Genomic DNA, 22801 nt, shown 5'->3' with positions numbered 1-22801 from the left:
TTTGGGGGAAAGATGCACAGCATTGTGGCCTATGCCGGTGCAGCAATTGCCGAAATCGCCGGATGCTTTGCATTCTGGGCGTGGCTTCGACTTGGCAAGTCCGCGCTTTGGATCGTGCCGGGGATTTTATCGCTGATCGCGTTTGCCTGGTTGCTGACCAAGGTTGAAAGCGATTTTGCCGGTCGGGCCTATGCGGCCTATGGCGGGATTTATATCGTCGCGTCGGTGGGCTGGTTATGGCTGGTTGAGGGCAAAATGCCCGACCGATGGGACATGACCGGGGTTGCGGTCTGTTTGATTGGTGCGGGGATTATCCTGTTTGCGCCGCGATAGGCAGGCGATTTTTTGACAGTGTCATCAAATGCAAAGACCACACCCGAAAATCAACGGGTGTGGTTTTTGTCAATGCGTGGTGGCGGGGCTTAGCGTGCCGCCCAAATCAGGCCGCGACGGACAATTTCGTACATCTGGGGCACTTTGAATTCGTCGGCAACGTGACCAAGGGCCGAGAAAAAGACCCGTGCCTTGCCATAGCGGTGTTTCCAGACCACCGGCATTTTTACGCCGTCAATCCAAGCGGCATGTTCGCCGGTGAAGGTGGTTTCGGCCAGCACATCAATCGCCGGGTCGATATGCATGTAATATTGTTCGGAATGGTAATCGAAATCGCCGATGCCTTCGACAACGGGATCATCGGGTTTGGTAATGTTGACGCGGTAATCAATGATATTGCCCGGATGGGCGACCCATTGCCCGCCGACCATGAATTGATAGGCCGGTTCCATACGGAACGTATCGCCCATGCCACCATGAAAACCGCCAAGCCCGGTTCCGGCAGCAATGGCGGCAACCAGATTGTCGAGTGCATCCTTTTCAACCGTCGTCTGGGTGCAGAGAGGCACAATCAGATCAAACCGATCAAGGTCTTCGCGTGCAAGGCAGTCTGTGCCTTCGACCCGTTCGGTGTTGAAGTTTTCGTTGCGCAGCATGGTGTCGATAACTTTGGCGCAGGCTTCGGGTTCGTGTCCTTCCCATCCGCCATAGAAGATGAGGGCTGATTTCTGGGGCATGGATTTATCCTTTATGCGTGAATTTGGCCGACGGACAGGTTTGGTGCGAGCCCGTCGGGTCGGTCACAATGGCTTTGGATGGCGATGGTGCGTTGTTCGAGGGTGGCGGTCAGGAGGCTTTCCATCACGTCAAGAACATGCAGGGCGAGTTTGCCACTGGCACGGTGCGGACGATTATTGAGAATGGCATCGGCCATATCGGCGATGCCGATCCCGCGATAATTGTCATCGCCATAGCCATGCGTCATTGGCATGTCCTGCCAGTCTTCGCCACGGCGATAGAGTGCGACGGTGCCATCAAAGCGGTTGGGATCGGGGACAAGCAGGGTGCCTTCGCTGCCATAGACTTCAAGCGGGGTGTGGCGGTGTGCCTCGACATCGAAGCTGGTGGTGATCTGAACCAGTGCGCCGCTGGTAAATTCCATGACACCGGTAATATGGGTTGGCGTGGTGACGGGAATTTCCTGCCCCTTGCGGGGGCCGGATTCAATGACGCGGGTGGTGCGACTGCTTCGCCCCATGCCCGAAACACGCGATACCGGACCCAGCATATTGACCATCGCGGTGATGTAATAAGGTCCCATATCGAGCAGCGGACCGCCGCCATCCCGCACATAGTAGAAATCCGGGTTGGGATGCCAGCGTTCGTGACCGGGCAGCATCAAGGTAGCGGTCCCGGCCAGGGGAGTGCCGATTTTGCCCTGATCAATCAGGGCGCGTGCGGTCTGGTGACTGCCGCCAAGGAAGGTATCGGGCGCGCAGCCGACCCGCACACCTCTTTGGGCCGCGAGCGAGAGCAGGGCACGGGCATCGGCGGCTGTGCCGGTTAGCGGTTTTTCGGAATAGACATGTTTGCCGGCATTTACCGCCGCCATGCTGACATCCATATGAGCGGCCGGGATCGTCAGATTCAGGATGATATCAATGTCATCGCGGGCCAGAAGGGCATCGACGGTCAGGGCATCGACGTTGAATGCCTCGGCGCGGATGCGCGCCGCATTCGGGTTCAGGTCGGCGACGGCCTTGACGTCGATCTGCGGGAAGGTTTGGGCACGTTTAAGGTATATTTCGCTGATTACACCGCATCCGATGATACCAACGCCAAGTGATGATGCTGTCATAACGAGTTTTTCCGTTCAGGTGGCGGGCGCAGAAAGTGCGTCTTTGGCGTGGATTTTGCGGCCATCCTTGCCAAACAGATGCAGGTGCTTTTCATCCGGGGTCAGGAAAACACGATCCCCGGTGCGCAAGGGGTGATGGCCGGGCAGGCGCACGGTAACGGGCCCGAAATCATCGGTTTCCATATAGACGACCGTGTCGCTGCCAAGATTTTCAATCACCCCGACCTTTGCCGGCCATTTGCCGTTATCGAGATGAACTTCGAGATGTTCGGGGCGGATGCCGACCGATTTGATGTCATCGTGGCCAATGGCCTGACCGGGCAGCAGGTTCATTTTCGGTGACCCGATGAAGGCGGCGACAAATTCGGTTTGCGGATTGTCGTAAAGTTCCATCGGCGGGCCGACCTGTTCGATGCGACCGCCATTCATGACCACGATCTGATCGGCCAGTGTCATGGCTTCGACCTGATCGTGGGTGACATAAACCATGGTGGCACCGATGGATTGGTGCAGTTCGGCCAGTTCGACACGCATCTGGGTCCGCAGGGCGGCATCAAGGTTTGAAAGCGGTTCATCAAACAGGAAGACCTTGGGATTGCGCACAATCGACCGCCCGATGGCAACGCGTTGACGTTGCCCGCCGGAAAGTTCGGAAGGTTTGCGATCCAGCAAAGGTTCAAGATGCAGGCGTTTGGCAGCATCCCTGACGCGTTCTTCGCGCTCTGCGGCGGGCATTTTCATCAGACGCAGGCCAAAATCGATATTCTGTGCCACCGTCATATGCGGATAAAGCGCATAGGATTGGAACACCATCGAAATGCCCCTGTTGGATGGTTCGAAACCGGTGACGTCAGTGCCGCCGATTTCAATCGTCCCGGATGTCGGTTTTTCCAGACCGGCAATCATGCGAAGCAGGGTCGATTTGCCGCAGCCCGATGGCCCGACCAGAACGGTAAAGGAGCCATGCGGGATTTCGAGTTCGATATCAGGGATGACTTCGATGGGGCCGAAGCATTTATTGATATGTCTGAGATGAACGTCAGCCATTGTTGCTTTCCCCGTTGGCTTTATAGATGAAATGAGCAAAATCGGCGTGAACACCGCGGCCGCTATTGTCATGGGCGGCCATGCCGATAAAGGCACCGGTGAAGTTCGTGCCTTCGCCGCTTCCGGCTTCGTCAGACAGGGCGGTGTGATCGAGGACCGCATCAATCATGGTCCAGTCCCCACCCGGCAGGGCATAGCGGAACCGCAATTCCGGCCCGTTCACATCGACGCCAAGGCGGATGACACCGTCCTTTGGAAGGTCGATAGACGCCGGCAGCGGGTAGGTCAGCCGGGCATAGGGGAAATCGCCCGGGCAGCTATAGATGTTGAGCTTGCGATTGCCGTCTTCGTCGGCGGTGACAGCAAGGTAATGGTACTGGAACCTGTTGTACCACGCCATCAGGCCCGCCATCTGCTGGAAGTCCAGTGGGGTAAATTCGACAACGGTTTCGGCACTGTAATTGATGTCAGTCTGGCGACGGGCCACAAGGGAATGTTCGAATGCGCCCCCGGGTGCCTGACGCCCGAACAGCCGCAGATGCCCCGGCCGTTCGGCCAGCGAGAACAGATGTTCGGGTTCGGGGGTACGCAGCCATTGGAACATGGCAGGTAGGTCGCCCGGTGTGAAATCAATACGCGACGGTTCGGCTTCGAACGGATGGGGTTCAAGATCGGGGGCCGGGACCGTCAGGTCAGGCTCGTTGGTGCCATTGGCCAGACGGGGCCATTCGCCTTTTTCCCAGATCAGTTTCTGGATCGCGGTTTCGCGGCCCAGCGGTGATCTTTTAGTGCCGGGCAGCGGACGGCTGCACAGATGCACCATATAAAATTCACCATTCTGCGTTTCGACAATATCGGCATGGCCCGCACGTTGCAGCGGGTTTTCGGGATTGTCCTTGGCGGTCAGGATATGTTTGGCCGGATCGGTTTCATACGGGCCGGTCAGTTCACGTGACCGGGCGATGGTCACGGCGTGGTTATAGCCAGTGCCGCCTTCGGCCACGAGCAGATAGTAATAGCCATCCCGACGATAAAGATGCGGGCCTTCGGTAAACAGGTGATCGGTCCCGCGATAGATGTTGCGGATCGGTCCGACAAGTTTCTGTTCGGTGGTGGCGTATTCCTGAAGGGCGATACCGACAAAGCGTTCACCGACCACCTGATTATGATCCCAGATCATGTTGATCAGCCATTTGCGGCCATCATCATCATGGAACAGCGACGGATCAAAACCCGATGCATTGAGATAGATCGGATCAGACCACGGGCCATCAATGGCGGGGGCAGTGACAAGATAGTTTGGCGTATCCTTGAAGGCGCCATCCTTGCGTTTGACGTCGGTATAAATCAGCCAGAACAGACCGTCGGCATAGGTCAGGCAGGGCGCCCAGATGCCACCGGAATCCGGGTTGCCGCGCATATCGAGTTGCGATTTGCGGTTTAACGGACGCGATATCAGTTTCCAGTTTACCAGATCGCGGGAATGATGAATTTGAACACCGGGGAACCATTCGAAGGTCGAGGTCGCGATGTAATAATCATCGCCCACACGGCAGATTGACGGGTCCGGGTTGAAACCGGGAAGGATGGGGTTCTGGATCATTTCAGCAGACATGGCATCAACCTTTGACAGCACCACCGGTAAGGCCGGCGACGATATATTTTTGGGCAGCGAGGAAGAACACGATGGCGGGCATGATCGTCAGGGTGACGAAGGCCAGGGTGCGGTTCCATTCGGTGACGAATTCACCGCGGAACTGCATCATGCCAAGCGGCCATGTGAAGGCTTCGCGTGAATTGAGCATGACCAGAGGCAGCAGGAAGTTGTTCCAGCTCTGGACGAAGACGAAGACGCCAACCGTGGCGAGGATCGGTGTGGAAAGCGGCAGGGTGAACCGCCAGAAAAACCTTATATAGCCACAGCCATCGACATAGGCGGCTTCGAACAGTTCACGCGGGAGCTGTTCGAAGAAGGTGCGGAAAAGCAGAATTGCCAGCGACAACCCGAAGGCGGTTTGCGGCAGAATGACCGACCAGTAGGAATCCAGAAGGCCGATATCGCGCACCTGAATGAACAGCGGCAGGATGGCGGTTGCAAACGGGAACATCAGGCCCAGCAGCAGATAGGAAAACAGCATCCGCGATCCGAAGAAGCGGATTTGCGCGAACACATAGGCCGCAGCCGCCCCGACCAGAAGGGTCAGGATCACCGCCGACACCGAAATCAGCAGCGAATTGCCCAGATATCGCCAGAAAGCCGGATCGGACACGATGGCGTTATAGAATTCGAAATTCCAGCTTTCGGGCAGGCCAAAGGCGCTGGTGCGGATTTCGGCATTTGTTTTAAAGCCGCCAAGAGCGGTGGCAAGCAGGGGTGCGATGACGAAACTAGCGATGACGCACAGTATGGTGACGCGCAGAAGATTGCGCAGGAAGGTTTTGCTTGTCATGGCTTTTTCCCCGGCGACATGGCGGCACGTTGATAGAAAATGGCAACGGCAACCGCGGTGATGAACAGGACAACCCCGATAGCACTGCCAAAACCGATGCGCAGACGTGTCAGGCCGAAGGTGTAAAGATAGGTGACAATGGTATGGCTGGTGTTGGATGGGCCACCATTGGTCAGCGGGATGATCACGTCAAAGACCTGAAGCGCGCCGATGATGGCGAAAAAGGCGCTGACGATGATGGCAGGTTTGATCAGCGGGATCTGTACATAGCGCACGATATCAAACGGTTTTGCGCCTTCGATGCGGGCGGCTTCGATCAGATCGCGGGGTACGCCTTGCAGGGCGGCGATATAGATCATCATGTGGAAGCCGAAATATTTCCAGACAATCACGGTCATGACGGCAACAAAGGCCCAATCGCGATCGGCCAGAATGAAGAAGGGTTCAAGCCCGAAGGTTTCGCCAACCGATGCGGTGACGCCGTAATGGCCGTCGAAAACGAAGCTCCAGATCAGGCCGGCGGCGACTTCGGCCAGAATGTAGGGCACAAAGAAGATCAGCCGAAAAAGGGCATTGGTCGGTGTTTTCTTATAGATCAGAAGGGCCAGAAACAGGGCGAGTGGCATCTGCACCAGAAGCGATACCAGAACGATCTTTATCGTGTTCCAGATCGCCGAATGAAACACGGAATGTCCGATCATCTGTTCGAAATTCTTCAGTCCGACATAGTCGGTCGGTTCGCCATATCCGTTCCAGTTAAAGAACGCGAAATAGCCCGACTGAAGCAGGGGAAGAATGACAAACAGGCTGAACAGGATCAGGGCAGGCGGCAACAGCAACACAAGGGCCGCGAATTTGCCATTGGTCAGGACGTTTTTTGTGCGCTGGACCAGCGAAAGGTGCGGCGGGGCGTGGGGGATGGTCGGCATGGGCCGCCTCCGAAGCATGTATCATTGGAGAAGGTGGGGGCGTTGCCCAACCCGCAAGCGGATCGAACCAAACGCCCCCGAATGCAGGGTCAAATGCAGGGTCAGAACTTACTGGAAGTCCCAGGCTTCCTGAATTTGTGCGGCGGCTTCTTCTGGGGTGATGACTTCCTGGGCCAGATCGGCGGAAATATCATTCACCGTGGCGCCGACGGACGCCCCGAGATACTGATCAAGGAAGATCTGATGATAGGAAGATTGCGTCAGATCCCGCGCGACCTGCTGGAAGAACGGATTATCGATTGCGTCGTCGGTTCCCTTGACGATCGGAATGAAGATCCCGGCCTTGGCGGCTTCGCGCTGATATTTGGCGCTGATCATGTGTTGCAGGAAATCAGCCGCTTCATCAGGCGCATTATGGGAAACCGCCCAGCCATTGATGCCGCCAAAGGTTGCATCGGCACCGGCTTCGCCGCCATCGATCATCGGGAAGGGCATGATGGCCAGTTGGTCATCAGACAGGCCCTTGCCACTTTGGGAACGCGCACGCGACGGCAGATAATCCCAATCCCCCATCAGGTGGAAGGCCGCGGCACCGTCGCCGAACATGCCGCTGGCTTGTTCGTAGCTTGTGCCCATCATGCCCGACTGGAATGGTTCGAGCTTGACCAGTTCCTGGAAGGTCCGGCCCGCATTGACGAAGGGCTCTGATTCGAAATTCTCGCCGTCATCCTGCATGGCTTCGTTAATCGCATCCGCCCCGCCATAGCGCAGCGCAAGATAGGCCCAGTAGAAATGCAGTGGCCATTTATCCTTGCCGCCGGCGACAATCGGGGTGATGCCGGCATCCTTGATTTTCTGAACCGCTTTGAGGAAATCATCCCAGGTTTTGATCTGGGTGTGATCGACGCCAGCCTTGGCGGTCAGGTCTTTATTGACCCAGAAGATGACCTCGGTCGCATAGATTGGCAGGCCGTAAATCTTGTCGTCGACCGAATAGGCGTTAACCGCGGATTTGGGAACGGTATCAAGGAAGTCGCTGTTTAGCAGGCCGGATATGTCTTTGAGGAAGCCTGCCTTTGCCTGATCGGCCAGCGTCTGACCGCCCCAGCTATAGAAAATGTCGGGGGCAGCATCGGATTGCAGCAGGGTCGGCAGTTTGCTTTTATAGGCTTCGTTGGCGAGATATTCGAAATTGACTTTCACGCCGGGGTGGCTGGCTTCGTAATCTTTGCCGATAGTCGACAGATATGCCTTCTGGGCCGGATCGCCGGTTTCAACGCGCAGAATATTGATGGTGGTATCGGCCTGAGCGGCGACGGTGCACAGACTGCATACGGCGATGCCGACAGCGCCAAACATATGTTTCATTGGTTCCTCCCGGGGGTTGCTTTTGCAACCTTTTGTTGATGTATTTTAGGACGAGACGATATTCAGTTGCTTTTCTGAGGTACGTACGTCTTTGATGAACGTACCTCAAAAGAGAGGAATTTAAAAGTGCCTGTTTCAGATTTTGTTCTAGGGGAGGTTGTCACGCATGAAAATATCGATGCGGATGCGTTCCTGTGCATTCAGGAAGGGGCGTCCGTCAACCAGTGCCTTTAGCACACGCACGGCACTTCGGGCTTCATGGCCGGGGTCCTGATTGATGACGGCATCAAAGATGCCGTTTTGCAATGCGGTCCGGGTATGTTCGGTCAGTTCGTGGGCGACCACCGGGATTTTTCCGGCCTTGCCGGTTTTTTCAAGAGCGCGGATAACGCCACGATTGCCCGCCCCCAGGCTGTATAGTGCGACAATATCGGAATTTTGTTCGAGCATTTCGCGCAGCAACAGTTCCACCCGGTCGGAATTATCGAGACCTTCGATAGCAGGCAGGATCGAGAAATGCGGATATTCGTTGCGGATGATCCGTTCAAAGCCGTTGCGCCGTTCCATATGGTCACGCAGTAGCATTGAGCCTGCTATGACCGCGATTTTCCCCGATGGCGCATGGCAAAAACGACCAAGCAATCCGGCGGCAGTCCGGCCGGCAACTTCGTTATCAATCCCGATGAAATGTTCGCGCCGGGATGTCGGATGGTCACTGACCAGGGTCACGACATGGATATTGCGTTCCCGCAATCCCTCTATGGCCTGATGCACGGCTTGTGATTCCGTGGCGACAACGGCGACACCGTCGAATTTCTGATGGCCAATGGCATCAAGCACCTCGGCCAAGGCAATGCCATCGAAGGCCGTGACCATGATGGTTTCGATTTCTATGCGATCAAGAGGTCCGTGTTCGGCAATTTTGCCAACTTCCTGCTCCAGGCCACGCATGAAGGTATTGGGGCCTTTGGGCAGGATAAAGCAGAACCGGTAAAAGCGTTTTTTGGACAGATTGGCGGCGGCGATATCGCGTTCATATCGCAGTTTTGCCATGGCTTCTTCGACCTTGCGCGCGGTGGCCGGACGGACGCCGCTTCGTGCATTTAAAACCCTGTCGACGGTGGCAAGACTGACTCCGGCCTCGCGGGCAACGTCATGAACGGTCGGACGCGACGCCATATTGGTCTCCAGATTGGGTTTTCGCCGATGAGGTTTTCAGAAGCCGAACCCTAACTTATGAAACAGTTCTATTAAATCCAATATATTCAAAGATGTCGCGATACATCGGGATCCTAGGCATTTTTCTTCTTTTTATCGGGAGCCTTTTTGACCGTGTCAGGTTTACCTGTCCGATCCTCGGCCGGGAGGAGGACGTGGAAGGTTGTGCCCTTGCCCATTTCGGTTTCAAACCAGATGCGTCCGCCATGCTTGACCTGCACGATGTCGTGGGTGATGGCAAGGCCCTGACCAGTGCCCTTGCCGACTTCCTTGGTGGTGAAAAACGGGTTGAAGATTTTGGATCGGTTTTCCTTGGCGATGCCGGTGCCGTTATCGGAAATACTGATCAGGACACTGTCATCAAGGAAGGTGGTTTTGATCCTGATCTCGCCTTCTTCGGGCGTGCGTCCGGCGGCGTCAATCGCCTGGGCGGCATTGACGAGCAGGTTGAGAAACACCTGATTGATTTCGTTGATGTGACACGGGATATGCGGCACTTCCGGTTCGTATTCTTCGATGAGTTGCGCATAATGTTTCCATTCGTTACGCGAAATCACGGTGACGTTTGACAGGACGCGATTGATATCGGTCGCGGTTTTTTCCGCCCCGCCCGGATGGGAAAATTCCTTCATCGACAGCACAATGCGGGCCACCTGATTGATGCCGTCAAGGGATTGCTGGGTGGCGTGCGGGATTTCATCAAGCAGGAATTCCAGATCGGCATCGCGCATTTTGCGGGCAAAATTGTTGAAGGTGTTTTCCGGCAAACGATCACGATTTTGCCACAGCGTTTGCAACGCCAGCCCCAGAATGCGCGACAGCGCGCCATAGCCGTCATTGAGGAATTTCAGGTTGTCGCGGATATACTGGCTGGGCGTATTGATTTCATGGGCAATGCCCCCGGCAAGATGACCGATGGCTTCGAGTTTCAAGGCTTCGCGCAATTCACCTTCGAGCTTTTGATGCGATTCTTCGGCCTGTTTGCGGCGCGTGATATCGCGGAAAATGTAAAGGTAGCTCATTTCGCCGGTGAAATTGGCGGGGCTTACGGTGATTTCCATCGGAAAGGTATCGCCATCAAGGCGCTGCCCCATGGTTTCGGTATAGTCATAGCGCAGTGTGCCGCTGCTGATATTGATGCAACGGTTAAGCAATTTGTGACGCACGGTCGATTTTCGATCGACAAACAAGGCATTAACCGACCGGCCCAGCATATCGGACATCGTGCCCCGCATCAGATTGAGTGCAGACTCGTTGCAATCGCAAATCATCCCGGCACCATCAATGACCAGAATGCCTTCGACAACGCTGTTGAGGATGGTTTTAAGCCGCTGATTTGACTCTGTTTCGCGTTTCTTCTGTTCGTTCAGAAGAGCATGAATCTGTTTCAGGGCTTCGGGGCTGACATCAAGTTGATCAATCGCGTCGAGCAAGTCGTCGGTACCCGCCGAATCGCTGGTCGGGTGGATGACCTTGAGGTTTTCGTCATTGTGGTGTGTGTCGTTCATACCGGCTTTCCGTGTTTCAACCGTTTTGCGAAGGTTTCATGCCGCCACGACGAATGCGGATCGGTTCATGGAATTTGTGGATCTGTTGAAACACGCGCAGGCGCTGCAACTGGACCTCGGAAACGTGGTTGCCGTGGGTCAGCAGCACATGACCATCGACGGTTTCGATATCGGTCATCAGGAAGTCGTGCACACGCAGCGATTTCAGCAAGATATCCTGTTCGCGGCCCTTGGGATGGATATCGACATCGTAAGAGTCGTCAACTATTGCCAGCAGGTCGGAAATCTGACCGAAAAGTTCCGGATCGTAGCGATGCGAATGTTCTTTCAATTCATCGAAATTCTGGGCCAGTGGCATGTCGCTGGTGCTGATTTCCGCAAGGTCATTGAGGATACGCAGCACGCGCGCGCCAAGAGGAATATCCGTACCCTTCGGACTGTTGTCAGTGGGGAAGCCCGTCCCGTCAAAATTGCGGAACTGAAGATAGACGATTTCGCCGATATGGTTCAAACGCGGGATATTGGAAATCAGTCGTTTTCCGACCTCTGGCGTGCGTTTCAAAAGGTCGCGTTCAAGCGGTTGCAGAACCTTGCCCATGGCCAGACGCGCCAGCGTTTCAGGTGGTAGCGAGACCAGGCCAATCGGCGCAAGAAGGGCGGCCAGACCAAGTTCCCACGGCTGGGGATAGCCAATATCGCGCGCAATCATGTCGCACCATGATTTCACCCGCATGGAACGGCCGAATATCAGGGGATTAAGCTGTGCGAGAACATCGGTCAGAACCTTGACGCTGCCTGCCAGTGTCTGTTCCAGAAGATCGCGTTCCGCCGTGATCAGATGATATTGACGGATGGCATCGTTGATCCCCTGTTCAAGAATTTCATCATCGCAGGGTTTGCTGAAAAACCGGAAAATATGGCCGCGATTGATGGCCTCGACAGCGGTGTGCTGGTCGGCATTGCCGGTCAGCATCATGCGAACCGTATCGGGACTGACGCGCCCGATTTCGGTCAGAAGTTTCACACCGTCCATGCCAGGCATCCGCATATCGGCGATGCAGACGGCAAAGGGACCGTCTTCCATCAGGATACGTAGGGCTTCCTGCCCGCCAATGGCGATTTCAAAATCGTATTTGTGACGCATCTTGCGTTGCAGGGCATGCAGCAGGTTTTTGTCGTCATCAACGAAAAGGACTTTGCTTTTTTCCATGGCCACGGATCTTTACTGGGTCAGGGTTTTGTATTTGTCGGCGACAACGCGCGCGATCATGCGCCATTCGTCAAGCTGGTCAGCTTTGCCGATGGTTTTCAGATATTCCATGTCGATATGGCTTTCGACCTGTTTGCCGGTTTCTTCGGCGGCAACCTGCCGGGTGAGGTCCTGTGCGACATAAATTGCGGTAAGGACGTTCATTTCGCGATGCGGGGTATCCATCGGGCGGTGGTGATAGGCAACGGCCTGTACCACCGGGGCGGGGAAGCCCCATAAACCCAGAAGATAGGCGCCTATTTCCGGATGACCGGCGCCGAACTGTTCGATTTCGGCCTGTTCGATGGGGATATGTTCCTGTTCGACCCGATCAATCACCTTGGCCATTTCGGCATTGCGGTTGGCATAAAGGATCAGGCTGCCGACGTGGCTGAGCATGCCGGTCGAGGGAACAGCGTGGCAGATGGCGCGCGGCAGTTTTTCATATTCGGCAATCAGGGCGGCGGTGACGCCGATCTGCTGGCTGCGATGGCAGAGGCGCAGCAATTTGTCGGCTTCGCTTTTGGGGCCATCAAATCCGCGGAAAATGCCAACAAAAAGGGCCAGTGCTTTTAGCGTCTCGGTCCCGATCATGCGTACGGCATGGGAGACGGAACTGATTTTCTGGGCGATGGCGAAATAGGCGGAGTTGGTCAGTTTCAGGACTTCGGCGGTCAGGGCGATATCGGATGAAACGATCCGGGTGATCTGATCCTGGGATATTCTCGGGTCTTCGAGTGCCTTGACCAGCCGAAGGTAAGTATCGGGCGGGGAACTGAGTGTGTCGATGCTGGCAACGAGGGACCGCAATTCCGGCCTGGTCAGCAGACTGCGCAAATCAAGCGCGTTTTCGATGGTTTCGATCAGCACCAGGTCTTCGCACGGTTTGGCAAGATATTGATGGGCTGGCCCGACGGTACGCAGGACGGCCTCTTCCTCGGCGAAGCCCGAAAGGATGATGCGGGTGGCGTGTGGATGGGATTTTTGCAGGGTGCTCAGCAACGTTGCGCCATCCATACCGGGCATCCGCATATCCGATACGACCACATCGAATTCTTCGTGACTGGCAAGTTCAATGGCGGCAGCCGCACTGGTGGCAAAAACCATGTGCCAGTCCGGACGCATGCCGCGCAACCGCCGCCGCAGGCCGTTCAGGATGTTTTCGTCATCATCAACGAACAGGATATTATTCATAAAATAGGTCCATGCCACGAGAACTGACTATGGATTTGGTGATTTTGTCCGCCAGATCAAAGGTCTCGATCACATTTAAATAAAATTGCAGGAAAAGATATTCTGCACGTTCAGGATGTGATGGCGCATTTCGGCGACGGGCCGCGAGTCGTGCACAGGCGATACAGGGGCGATCAATGCCGCATCGAACAGGCCCCGGGCGAGCATAATTGTTTTACAATTTATGTTGGCTGGTTGTTGGAAAGCGCCCGGCAAATTCCAAGATGTCAAATAGTGTCAGAAAATAACGGGCCCGGCCCGGCTATACTAATTTTGTAACGTTGCATTTTGCGGTTGGGGCAGGTTGCTGGGGGATTGATTCTATCACATGGTGTCACGACCGGAGCTGATCGAGGCGATCAAAAAGCATCAGCGATATGTTTTAAAGCAGCCCGGTGGCAAGCGCATGCAGCTTCGCAACGGGAACCTTTCGCGTATCAAAATGAGCAAGATCAGCCTTGAAGACGCCATCCTGCCCGGAGCAAACTTCATCCAGGCCGTGATCAAGGATGTCAGTTTCAATTTCTGTGACCTGTTTGGAACCAACTTTGTCGAAGCCGATCTTGAAGGATCAAGCTTTGAGCGGGCCGATTTGCGCGGGGCGAATATGGCGCGGGCCAAGTTGCGAAACGCCAGTCTCAAGGCGGCCGATCTCCGGTCCGGAGTGATGATCGTGATGGATGCCGGGCGGGAACGCCGGGTCAAACGGGCCACCGATCTTGGCAATGCCGACATGGCAGGGTCGGTGATGGCGGGGGCCAATCTTTCGGAAGCCAATATGTCAGGTTCCAGTCTGGTGGATGCCGACCTGAGTGATGCGAACATGTTTGCCGTCAATCTTGCCGGGGCGGATTTAACGGGCTGCAATCTTTCGGGGGCGAAGATGAAGAACGCCAACCTCAAGGGGGCGAAGCTTCATAATGCGGTTCTGGCCGGTACCGATTTAAGCGGAGCGAACCTTCGCAATGTCGATCTGAACGGTGTCGATCTTTCGCAGGCCAATACCGCCAACAGCCTTGGCAGCAAGGCAGTGGCCCCCTTGCCCGAAGATATTCGCGATCTGGTCAATGCACATAGCGAATGGCTTTCGACCGGTGGACGACAGGGCAAGCCGTTGGATGCGAACGGGCGTGACCTTTCGGGGATGGATTTTTCGGGCCTGGATCTTTCGGCGGCATGTTTTGAAAATTGCGTTTTACGCGGTGCGTTGTTCGTCGACACCATTCTTGCCATGGCATCACTGCGGCGGGCGGACCTTAAACTGGCGAAATTCAATAGTGCGATATTAAACGGTGTGCGGTTGAACGGGGCCAACTGCCAGAAGGCGATATTCCAGGGCGCGCGGTTTGGTGCCGTTGAACAACGTGATGGCAATGGGCAAAAAACAGGTGTGATCTGGTATGCCGATCTGAGCGGTGCGGATTTTTCCAAGGCCGATATGCGCAATGCCAGTTTCAGCCAGCCAAAGATGGCGGAAGTCAAAATGGTGCGCGCCAATATTTCCGGCGTTGCATTTGGTGAAACGGACCTGAGCAGTGTGGATTTTGCCGGAGCCAATGTAGCCGCGGCCCTGAATGGGCGTTTGCCCGATCACGCCTGATTTTGAAGGTCGGGGGTATCTGTAAAAAATCCGCCTTTCGGGTGAAAGGCGGATTTGATCTTTTGGGGTCTGGCAAGCTGATCAGCTGCGGTAATCCGCATTGATCGAGATATAGCCATGTGTCAGATCGCAGGTCCAGACGGTGGCCGTGCCATCGCCAAAGCCAAGATCGACATCGATATCGATATACTGGCCCTTGATGTGGGCTGCGACCGGGGCTTCGTCATAATCGGCGACGCGTTCGCCGTTTTTCGCCAGAACAATGCCACCGATGGAAACGGTCAGTTTGTTCGGGTCGGCCTGCACGCCGCATTTGCCAACCGCCATGACGATGCGGCCCCAGTTGGCGTCTTCACCGGCAATCGCGGTTTTGACCAGCGGAGAGTTCGCAATCGCCTTGGCGGTGATTTTGGCTTCTGCTTCGCTGATGGCGCCGGTGACATTGACGGTGATGAATTTTGACGCCCCTTCGCCGTCGCGCACGACCTGATGGGCAAGATCACGCATGACGTCTTCAAGCGCGGTTTTGAAACCGGTCAGTGCCGGATCATCAATACCGGTGACGGCAGCATTACCGGCCTTGCCGGTTGCCGCCAGAAGGACGGTATCAGACGTCGAGGTATCGCTATCGACCGTGATCGCATTGAACGACCGGTTGGTGCAATCGGCAAGCAGGGATTGCAGCACGGCATGGGGCACGGCGGCATCGGTAAAGATGAAGCCAAGCATGGTTGCCATGTTCGGTTCGATCATGCCTGAACCCTTGGCAAAACCGGCAATCGTGACCTTGGCACCATGGATGGTGGTGGTAGCCGATGCGCCCTTGGGGAAGGTGTCGGTGGTCATGATCGCCTTGGCGGCATCAAGCCAGCCAGCGTCATTTGCCAGAAGATCGGGCAGGGCATCGGTGATGCGGTTTGCGGTGGTTGGCTCCCCGATGACACCGGTGGAGGCGGTGAAAATCTCGGTCTTGTTGCAGCCCAGCGCCTTTGCGGCGGCTTCGACCTTGTCTGCGACGAATTTTTCGCCCGCCTTGCCGGTGAAGGCAACCGAGTTGCCGGCATTGACAAAGAATGCGCGACCGGTGCCGCCTTTAAGCGCCTCCCGTCCCCAGCGAACAGCGGCCGATGCCGTGGTCGAGGTGGTGAAGACACCCGCAACCTGCGTGCCCGGTTCGAGTTCGGCCAGAAGGACATCGGGGCGGCCCTTGTAGCGGATGCCAAGGGTCACGGTATGCAGTTTGACACCGGGAATTGCCGGAAGATCGGGGAAGCCGGCCGGGGCCAGCGGAGAAAGCGACGTCGCAACCATCTGTTCAATTTCCTTCGTTGAACGTAACCCTGCCATTAATCCAAAGGTAGCGCATTTGGCACGGGTGGATGACAAAAAAACGGGGCGATGCCGGACGGCTCACCCCGTTTTGGATCTCAGCTTTGAAACCGGTTAAGCCGTGGGGCTTAGTTTTTCGGGGTTTCTGCGCTGTCGTCTGTGGCCGGGGTTTCGGTGTTGTTCACCACCTCGGCATCGGATCGAAGTTCTTCAATCAGGTCCTGAACGGCCTGCTGGGTGACTTCTGCTTCCATCTGCTGACGGATTTCTTCCAGGGTCGGCTGTACGCCGTCTTTTTTCTCTTCAACCAGGATCACGTGCCAGCCGAACTGGGTTTGTACCGGTTCTTTGCTGTATGTGCCTGGCTCCATCGCGAAGGCGGCTTCGGCGAACGGTGCGACCATGTCGCCCTTGTTGAAGAAGCCAAGGTCGCCACCATTGGGACCGGACGGGCCGGTTGATTTTTCTTTGGCGAGTTCGACGAAATCGGCACCGTCATCGAGCTCGGCAATCACGGCTTTGGCGTCGTCTTCGTTTTCCAGAAGGATGTGACGCGCGTGAACCTGCGGCTCTGGCTCGTTGGTTTTGATGAATTCGTCGTAATGGGCTTTGATCGCGTCGTCGGTGACTTTCTCTGCGATTGCGCGCTCAAGATAGGTTTCGGCGACGAGGCGGCGCTCAAGAGCTGCGAGCTGATTCTTGACCTCTTCATCGTCGGCAAGACCCGCATCCTGACCGGCAAGCATCAGCAGGCGCTGATTGATTTCGCGGTCGACAAGCATTGGCTTGAGCATTTCAAACGGGAGCTGGCGATACTGTTGGGGCAGGCCCTGTTGTGTCGCGCGCACTTCGGATTCCAGGATTTCCTCGCCATTGACGGTTGCAAGAACCTGGTCTTCGGCCGGTGCAGCGTCCTGTGCCATAACCGGGCTTGCAAACATGACGGTCGCAAGTGACGCAGCGAGTAGGGTTTTGCGCAGCATATTTTCTCCAGACTTTTCATTTAAGGGGGATTTTTCCCCATGCCTCACCCCACGGATAAATCACATCCGGTCGTGACACACAAGGGTTCCCCTCGGATGTCACGGTTTTTTCAAAGCAATCTGGCTAAAATGTGAAATGCTGATGTAGTGCGGAAAATATAATGGCGCGGGCAAGGGGGATTTCGCGCCCTTGCCCGCCGGTTTCTGCCAGAATCCAGAAATAGCTGTCAGGCGCGAACGTCAAAAAGGACTTCGCCGACGGTGCCGGTGGTGCCGTCATCGCGCTCAAATTGTGATTTGGCAACCAGATCACCACCGATCAGACGCTGATCAAGCGGGGTGATCATTGTCAGCGAAATCGATTTGATGCCTTCGTTTTCAAGCGAGCCTTGGCTGCCATCAGCACGCAGCAGGACCAAAGAGGAAAAGACCTTGTCCTTATTGTCTATCACGCCATCATTGTTGTCGTCATATTTGGCGAGTTCGGCAAAGCCGTCCTTGGCACCGTTTTGATCGCCAAACAATTCGGTGCCATCATTTATGATGCCATCATCGTTGCGATCAAGCGCCAGAAGTGCGTCATTGCCGCCAACCCATGCGGTTTGATCAATAGTTCCATCGCCATCAATATCGAAATGTTTGTTATCATTGACGTGTGAGGTGGTGATGCCGTCCCCGTCAAGATCAAGGATCAGCGGGTCTTTCTGATAGACTTGGGTGATTTCAATCCGGATCATTTCGATCTGGGCGCGGAATTCCGAGATCGAGATGTTCGCGCTGCCTTTGATCTTTGAGAAACGGCTTTCGAGCTGGGTCAGGTCAAGCTTGAAGCTTTGAGAAACGATCGACATCCCGCCAGCAGATATGACAGATGTTTCGTTGGTGGCATTTAAAGACAGTTCTTGCGCTGAGACCGAGGCGGCGGTGCCATCCAGATTTGAAACGGCGAGCCCTTCGGGGGTATTTCCCGTCATGGAATTGGCAATTTCGCGTGCCTTTTCCGGGGGGATTCCCATCATCGCAAGAACGATGAAAGCCTCGTTATTCATGCGCTTTTGCGCATCGCTAAGCGCAGGCTTCATCAGGTTCAGAACGTCAAGTGCGCTGCTTTGAAATTCAAAAACCGGCTTGTCGAACTCTTCGACGGTCGATTTCAGTCGTTCATTGGCTTCTTGGCTGATCTCGATATTGTCGATGATGCTACGTGTCCGAGTGATGTCTTCTTCCAACTGTGCGGTGCTTTTGGCTTCGTCAACGACGTTCGTGACGACATTAGGTGTCGCCGCGACATAGCGTTCTGTCGCGTCGGCAGGAGAATTGGAGATATTGATTTGTCCAAACATTCAGCGCCTCCTTCCTGAAGGGCTGCGGGACGGGGGCAATTGCTGCGGCCCCATCCCGTGCTGCTATGGTCAGGCCAGAACGTCCTGTTCCTGGCTTGGGTCAATTACGGAGACGGTTTCGCCGTTCGGCAACTGGAAGGTGGCACCGTTTTCATCCTGTCCGAAACGGCCCATCGGCATCAGCATGTCGACCGACAGTTTCAGCATCGGATCACCAGAACCGTCTTCGGCCATGGTTTCGGTCACGCCACGTACGACCAGGGTTGCCTGTTCCATGATCTGGGCATTGAGTTTGGCCATGCGGCTGGCGAGAATTTCCTGCATGCTGGCGTCTTCGGTGGTGCCATCTGCATTTTCTTTGCCGTCGGCGGCCGGTGCGGCCCCGGTGGTATCAAGCATCAGATCGCGGATGAAGTCAGCGACTCCGCTGCCTTCCATATCAAACAGAAGACCGCCATTGCCCGCACCGGCCGGGTTCCCCAGCATATCGACGAGATTGCCGCCGCCAAGGCCGTTCATCACGGTACCAAGCGCGCCCATCGCCGCCCCCATGCTGTTGCCAATGGCAACGGCTTCGGTTCTGACAACCTGGATCTTGGAGGCCTCGTAATTGAATGAAAACTCGCCGGTGTCGCTGTTGATGTTGATATCAAGAGACTGCATCGCCATCATCGCGGACTCGGAAACGCCGACACCCGCACCATTGGCACCTGCATAGGAAATTTCGGTGCGCGAGTGACTTGCGATGGCTTGCTGGAAGGAGAAATCGATCTGGCCGTCATCAGCAGCCATTTCGCGGATTCCCTTGAACATCGCGTTGGTCGCGGCAAGGGCTTCCTTGTCATCCATTCCGGCCAGCTTGAACATTTCGACCATATCATCCTTGATCAGCTCAAGGGCGGCGTCGAGCGCCTTGGCGAAAAGCTCGTCGGTGGTCATCGGTTCGGATTTCAGGGATTTCGAACCGGCAGCCTGCAACGGGTTTTTATCCGCATTGCGTGCGGCAACCGCATCCTCGGACAGGTCAACAGGATCAACAACCGGGGTCGGATTGCCACCGGTTTTGCTTGCATTCTGACCAGCCTGACTGCCAGATGTGGCAATCGGCTGACGCGCGTCGGTCAGGGATGATTGTCCCTGTCGAAAGGGATTAAGCGTGGAGAAATCCACCATTTCCTCCTCCTGAGGCTTCTTTCGCGCAGGGCACCCAAGCCCTGAGATATCGCGAAAAAGATGAGCTACTTGCTCTGAAATTCAAAGTTGAACACAGATCATACGTGTTTTTTGTGATTTCCTCAAGCGTGAAGGAAGTGACATCTGCGTGTGCAGGCAAAGGTTGTATAACTGCGTGCCCTTGGTCGGGACTTTTTGCGGCCATAACCGCCCTAACATTAGTGATAATGGTTCGTTCCGTTGACAGATGGCAGACAGGGTTCTATCTGTGATCGGGCCTCGGTATATAGCCGTTGCCCCATAACTGTTTTTTCATTTGTTCAGGAACGTTTTAATGCTCGGCGTAATTGCCCGGAAAATTTTCGGTTCAGCTAACGATCGTGAAGTCAAAGCCCTGCGGGCCACGGTCGAGCAAGTCAATGCCCTGGAACCCGAAGTCGAGAAGCTTAGTGACGACGAACTGCGCGCCCGTACCGATTGGCTGCGCGAACGTCTGTCCAAGGGCGAGACTCTGAAGGATATTCTTCCTGACGCATTTGCCACCGTTCGCGAGGCTGCCAAGCGTGTCCGCGGCGAACGTCATTACGATGTGCAGCTGATGGGCGGCATGGTTCTGACACTTGGCAAGATCGCCGAGATGAAAACCGGTGAAGGTAAAACGCTTGTTTCGACGCTTCCGGTTTATCTGAACGCGATCGAAGGCAAGGGCGTCCATGTTGTGACGGTCAACGATTACCTTGCGCGTCGTGACGCGGAATGGATGGGGCAGGTTTACGGCTTCCTGGGGCTTTCTGTTGGCGTGATCATGCATGGCATGACCGATGACCAGCGGCGTGCGGCCTATGCATGCGATATCACCTATGCGACCAATAACGAGCTGGGCTTTGATTATCTGCGCGATAACATGAAGTTCCGCCTTGAAGACATGGTGCAGCGCCCGTTCAACTTTGCCATTGTCGATGAGGTTGACAGCATCCTGATTGACGAAGCACGGACGCCGCTGATCATTTCCGGCCCGGCCGAAGACAGTTCGGAGTTGTATCGCGCGATTGATGCGCTGATCCCGAAACTGACCGAGGACGATTACGAGAAGGATGAAAAGGCACGTGCCGTCACCCTGACCGAAGATGGCACCGAGAATGCCGAGCAGCTTTTGCAGCAGATGGGCATCCTGACCGAAGGCACGCTTTATGACGTTGCCAACGTGCATCTGGTGCATCACGTCAATCAGGCGCTTAAGGCGCACAAGCTGTTCCAGAAGGACACCGATTACATCGTCAAGGATGACAAGGTCGTGATCATTGACGAATTCACCGGCCGCATGATGGAAGGCCGCCGTTATTCGGACGGTTTGCATCAGGCGCTGGAAGCCAAGGAAAAGGTCAAGATCCAGAACGAAAACCAGACTCTGGCATCGATCACCTTCCAGAACTATTTCCGTCTTTATCCGACCCTTGCGGGCATGACCGGTACGGCAATGACCGAGGCCGAGGAATTCGAGGAAATCTACAATCTTCAGGTTGTCGAAATCCCGACCCATCGCCCGATTGCCCGTAAAGACGCCGATGATGAAATTTATCGGACGGCCAAGGAAAAATGGAACGCGATTGCCGATCTTCTGGAAGATTGCCACAAACGCGGCCAGCCGGCCCTTGTCGGCACGGTGTCGATTGAAAAGTCGGAAATTCTTGGCGCGTTGCTGAAAGAACGTAAAGTCCCGCACGAGGTCCTGAACGCCAAGCAGCATGAACGCGAAGCGTTCATCGTGGCACAGGCCGGTGCGCCGGGCGCGATCACGATTGCCACCAACATGGCCGGTCGTGGTACCGACATCAAGCTTGGTGGCAACGTTGAAATGCGTGCCGAGATCGAGCTTGCCAATATCGAAGACGACGCAAAGCGTGCCGAGGGGATCGAGCGGATCAAGGCCGAAGTCAAAGCCGATCAGCAGAAGGTTCTTGATGCCGGTGGCCTGTTTGTGATCGGTACCGAGCGCCATGAATCGCGCCGCGTTGATAACCAGCTTCGCGGTCGTTCTGGCCGTCAGGGTGACCCGGGGGGATCGAAATTCTTCCTGTCGCTTGAAGATGACCTGATGCGCATTTTCGGGTCCGAGCGCATGGACGGGATGCTTCAGAAGCTTGGCCTTCAGGAAGGCGAGGCGATCTATCATCCGTGGATCAACAAGGCGCTTGAAAAGGCACAGCAGAAGGTCGAGGCGCGTAACTTCGACATTCGTAAGAACGTACTGAAATTCGATGATGTGATGAATGACCAGCGCAAGGTCATTTATGAACAGCGCCGCGATCTGATGCAGGCCAAGAATGTTGCCGAAGATGTGGCGGATATGCGCAGCGAGGTTGTCGAGGACCTTGTGACCAAATACTGCCCGGAGAAGGTTTATCCGGAACAGTGGGAAGCCGCCAGCCTGCATGAAGAATGCACACGTCTGTTCGGTCTTGATCTTCCGGTGGCCGAGTGGGTCAAGGAAGAAGGCATTGATGTCGAAGTCATGCGCGAGCGGATCGAGCAGGCGGTCGAGAGCAAGATGGCGGCCAAGGTTGCCAATTATGGTGCCGATATCATGCGCCAGGTTGAAAAGAGCCTTGTGCTTCAGCTGCTTGATCAGACATGGAAAGAGCATCTTCTTGCCCTTGACCATTTGCGTCAGGGCATCGGGCTTCGTGCTTATGGCCAGCGCGATCCGTTAAACGAGTTCAAGCGCGAGGCGTTCAACCTGTTTGAAGGCATGCTGGTGACATTGCGCGAACGCGTGACCCAGATGCTGTCACATGTTGAATTGCAATCGACGCCCCGCCCGGAAGATCTGGAACCGCGCCGCGCGCCGCAGGAAATGCACGAAAATCACCCGGAACCCGAAGCCATGGCAGGTGAGGGTGGTGACAGCGCAACGGTCCATTCGCGGGCTGCATCGGGTAATGTTGATCCGAACGATCCATCGACCTGGGGCCGTGTTGCACGCAATGCCGCCTGCCCGTGTGGATCAGGCAAAAAGTACAAGCATTGCCACGGTCAGCTGGCGTAAGGCAGAAATCATAAATTAATACAAAGCCCGGATTGTTGATCCGGGCTTTTTTCATGATGATGGAAGACAAATACTGCCTGAACGGAACAATGAGACCGAGGAGTCCCAAGTTTGGGATCGGGCAGGTTGATTGA

Annotated in this window: 18 protein-coding genes; 3 read left to right on the top strand and 15 right to left on the bottom strand. The window is 55.4% G+C overall.

Annotated elements, in window-relative coordinates:
• Window positions 1-12: 12 nt before the first annotated feature.
• A complete protein-coding gene (locus IT971_RS19265; protein ID WP_063094279.1) occupies window positions 13-333 on the top strand; it encodes a YnfA family protein in 321 nt (106 codons plus the stop codon).
• Between the two features lie 89 nt (window positions 334-422).
• Here the strand turns inward: IT971_RS19265 and IT971_RS19260 are convergent, their stop codons facing one another.
• The 11 genes from IT971_RS19260 to IT971_RS19210 all read right to left on the bottom strand — a co-directional run bounded on the left by IT971_RS19260 (window position 423) and on the right by IT971_RS19210 (window position 13154).
• Window positions 423-1070, bottom strand: coding sequence for a ThuA domain-containing protein (locus IT971_RS19260; protein ID WP_063094281.1), 648 nt, complete (start codon window positions 1068-1070; stop codon window positions 423-425).
• An 11-nt stretch (window positions 1071-1081) separates the two neighbouring features.
• Window positions 1082-2191: a Gfo/Idh/MocA family protein gene (locus IT971_RS19255; RefSeq protein WP_063094283.1), complete on the bottom strand. Its 1110-nt coding sequence runs from the start codon at window positions 2189-2191 to the stop codon at window positions 1082-1084.
• Between the two features lie 15 nt (window positions 2192-2206).
• Window positions 2207-3238: an ABC transporter ATP-binding protein gene (locus IT971_RS19250; protein WP_063094285.1), complete on the bottom strand. Its 1032-nt coding sequence runs from the start codon at window positions 3236-3238 to the stop codon at window positions 2207-2209.
• Window positions 3231-4853: a glycoside hydrolase family 43 protein gene (locus tag IT971_RS19245; protein ID WP_139189981.1), complete on the bottom strand. Its 1623-nt coding sequence runs from the start codon at window positions 4851-4853 to the stop codon at window positions 3231-3233. Before IT971_RS19245 ends, IT971_RS19250 begins: the two co-directional genes overlap by 8 nt.
• A 4-nt stretch (window positions 4854-4857) precedes the next feature.
• Window positions 4858-5688, bottom strand: coding sequence for a carbohydrate ABC transporter permease (locus IT971_RS19240; RefSeq protein ID WP_062951245.1), 831 nt, complete (start codon window positions 5686-5688; stop codon window positions 4858-4860).
• A complete protein-coding gene (locus IT971_RS19235) occupies window positions 5685-6617 on the bottom strand; it encodes a carbohydrate ABC transporter permease (protein ID WP_063094287.1) in 933 nt (310 codons plus the stop codon). Before IT971_RS19235 ends, IT971_RS19240 begins: the two co-directional genes overlap by 4 nt.
• A gap of 108 nt (window positions 6618-6725) precedes the next feature.
• Window positions 6726-7985 carry an ABC transporter substrate-binding protein gene (locus tag IT971_RS19230; protein ID WP_063094289.1) on the bottom strand — a complete coding sequence of 420 codons (1260 nt, stop codon included), beginning with the start codon at window positions 7983-7985 and terminating at the stop codon, window positions 6726-6728.
• 147 nt (window positions 7986-8132) lie between these two features.
• Window positions 8133-9164, bottom strand: coding sequence for a LacI family DNA-binding transcriptional regulator (locus tag IT971_RS19225; RefSeq protein ID WP_063094291.1), 1032 nt, complete (start codon window positions 9162-9164; stop codon window positions 8133-8135).
• Window positions 9165-9277: 113 nt separating this feature from the next.
• On the bottom strand, window positions 9278-10711 hold the full coding sequence (locus IT971_RS19220) for a nitrogen regulation protein NR(II) (protein WP_063094293.1): 1434 nt from the start codon (window positions 10709-10711) through the stop codon (window positions 9278-9280).
• A gap of 16 nt (window positions 10712-10727) precedes the next feature.
• Window positions 10728-11921, bottom strand: a complete 1194-nt coding sequence (locus tag IT971_RS19215) for an HD domain-containing phosphohydrolase (RefSeq protein WP_063094295.1) — start codon at window positions 11919-11921, stop codon at window positions 10728-10730.
• A 12-nt stretch (window positions 11922-11933) separates the two neighbouring features.
• Window positions 11934-13154: a response regulator gene (locus tag IT971_RS19210; protein WP_037987020.1), complete on the bottom strand. Its 1221-nt coding sequence runs from the start codon at window positions 13152-13154 to the stop codon at window positions 11934-11936.
• Between the two features lie 367 nt (window positions 13155-13521).
• On the opposite strand from IT971_RS19210, the gene IT971_RS19205 reads away from it, so the two are divergent.
• Window positions 13522-14793 carry a pentapeptide repeat-containing protein gene (locus tag IT971_RS19205; RefSeq protein WP_063094297.1) on the top strand — a complete coding sequence of 424 codons (1272 nt, stop codon included), beginning with the start codon at window positions 13522-13524 and terminating at the stop codon, window positions 14791-14793.
• Window positions 14794-14874: 81 nt separating this feature from the next.
• Here the strand turns inward: IT971_RS19205 and argJ are convergent, their stop codons facing one another.
• The 4 genes from argJ to IT971_RS19185 form a co-directional block, all read right to left on the bottom strand.
• A complete protein-coding gene (argJ, locus tag IT971_RS19200; RefSeq protein ID WP_063094299.1) occupies window positions 14875-16104 on the bottom strand; it encodes a bifunctional glutamate N-acetyltransferase/amino-acid acetyltransferase ArgJ in 1230 nt (409 codons plus the stop codon).
• Between the two features lie 146 nt (window positions 16105-16250).
• Window positions 16251-17105, bottom strand: coding sequence for a peptidylprolyl isomerase (locus IT971_RS19195; protein WP_007091688.1), 855 nt, complete (start codon window positions 17103-17105; stop codon window positions 16251-16253).
• Window positions 17106-17332: 227 nt separating this feature from the next.
• Window positions 17333-18448 carry a hypothetical protein gene (locus IT971_RS19190; RefSeq protein ID WP_063094302.1) on the bottom strand — a complete coding sequence of 372 codons (1116 nt, stop codon included), beginning with the start codon at window positions 18446-18448 and terminating at the stop codon, window positions 17333-17335.
• Window positions 18449-18517: 69 nt separating this feature from the next.
• Window positions 18518-19621, bottom strand: coding sequence for a hypothetical protein (locus IT971_RS19185; protein ID WP_063094304.1), 1104 nt, complete (start codon window positions 19619-19621; stop codon window positions 18518-18520).
• A 334-nt stretch (window positions 19622-19955) separates the two neighbouring features.
• Here IT971_RS19185 and secA point away from each other — a divergent pair, with 334 nt between their 5' ends.
• A complete protein-coding gene (secA, locus tag IT971_RS19180) occupies window positions 19956-22667 on the top strand; it encodes a preprotein translocase subunit SecA (RefSeq protein ID WP_037987025.1) in 2712 nt (903 codons plus the stop codon).
• Window positions 22668-22801: the final 134 nt, after the last annotated feature.

This window comes from Thalassospira sp. B30-1, from assembly GCF_015767575.1.
In the GTDB taxonomy this organism is placed as follows: domain Bacteria; phylum Pseudomonadota; class Alphaproteobacteria; order Rhodospirillales; family Thalassospiraceae; genus Thalassospira; species Thalassospira xiamenensis.
The sequence above is the reverse complement of the archived record's forward strand: the minus strand, read 5'-3'. Positions and strand labels throughout refer to the sequence as shown.

Coding starts and splice junctions, on each gene's coding strand:
- IT971_RS19210 (WP_037987020.1), bottom strand. CDS start 13,154: ATGAATAATATCCTGTTCGTTGATGATGACGAAAACATCCTGAACGGC.
- IT971_RS19185 (WP_063094304.1), bottom strand. CDS start 19,621: ATGGTGGATTTCTCCACGCTTAATCCCTTTCGACAGGGACAATCATCC.
- IT971_RS19225 (WP_063094291.1), bottom strand. CDS start 9,164: ATGGCGTCGCGTCCGACCGTTCATGACGTTGCCCGCGAGGCCGGAGTC.
- secA (WP_037987025.1), top strand. CDS start 19,956: ATGCTCGGCGTAATTGCCCGGAAAATTTTCGGTTCAGCTAACGATCGT.
- IT971_RS19220 (WP_063094293.1), bottom strand. CDS start 10,711: ATGAACGACACACACCACAATGACGAAAACCTCAAGGTCATCCACCCG.
- IT971_RS19240 (WP_062951245.1), bottom strand. CDS start 5,688: ATGACAAGCAAAACCTTCCTGCGCAATCTTCTGCGCGTCACCATACTG.
- IT971_RS19235 (WP_063094287.1), bottom strand. CDS start 6,617: ATGCCGACCATCCCCCACGCCCCGCCGCACCTTTCGCTGGTCCAGCGC.
- IT971_RS19265 (WP_063094279.1), top strand. CDS start 13: ATGCACAGCATTGTGGCCTATGCCGGTGCAGCAATTGCCGAAATCGCC.
- IT971_RS19215 (WP_063094295.1), bottom strand. CDS start 11,921: ATGGAAAAAAGCAAAGTCCTTTTCGTTGATGACGACAAAAACCTGCTG.
- IT971_RS19245 (WP_139189981.1), bottom strand. CDS start 4,853: ATGTCTGCTGAAATGATCCAGAACCCCATCCTTCCCGGTTTCAACCCG.
- IT971_RS19195 (WP_007091688.1), bottom strand. CDS start 17,105: ATGCTGCGCAAAACCCTACTCGCTGCGTCACTTGCGACCGTCATGTTT.
- IT971_RS19255 (WP_063094283.1), bottom strand. CDS start 2,191: ATGACAGCATCATCACTTGGCGTTGGTATCATCGGATGCGGTGTAATC.
- argJ (WP_063094299.1), bottom strand. CDS start 16,104: ATGGTTGCGACGTCGCTTTCTCCGCTGGCCCCGGCCGGCTTCCCCGAT.
- IT971_RS19230 (WP_063094289.1), bottom strand. CDS start 7,985: ATGAAACATATGTTTGGCGCTGTCGGCATCGCCGTATGCAGTCTGTGC.
- IT971_RS19260 (WP_063094281.1), bottom strand. CDS start 1,070: ATGCCCCAGAAATCAGCCCTCATCTTCTATGGCGGATGGGAAGGACAC.
- IT971_RS19190 (WP_063094302.1), bottom strand. CDS start 18,448: ATGTTTGGACAAATCAATATCTCCAATTCTCCTGCCGACGCGACAGAA.
- IT971_RS19250 (WP_063094285.1), bottom strand. CDS start 3,238: ATGGCTGACGTTCATCTCAGACATATCAATAAATGCTTCGGCCCCATC.
- IT971_RS19205 (WP_063094297.1), top strand. CDS start 13,522: ATGGTGTCACGACCGGAGCTGATCGAGGCGATCAAAAAGCATCAGCGA.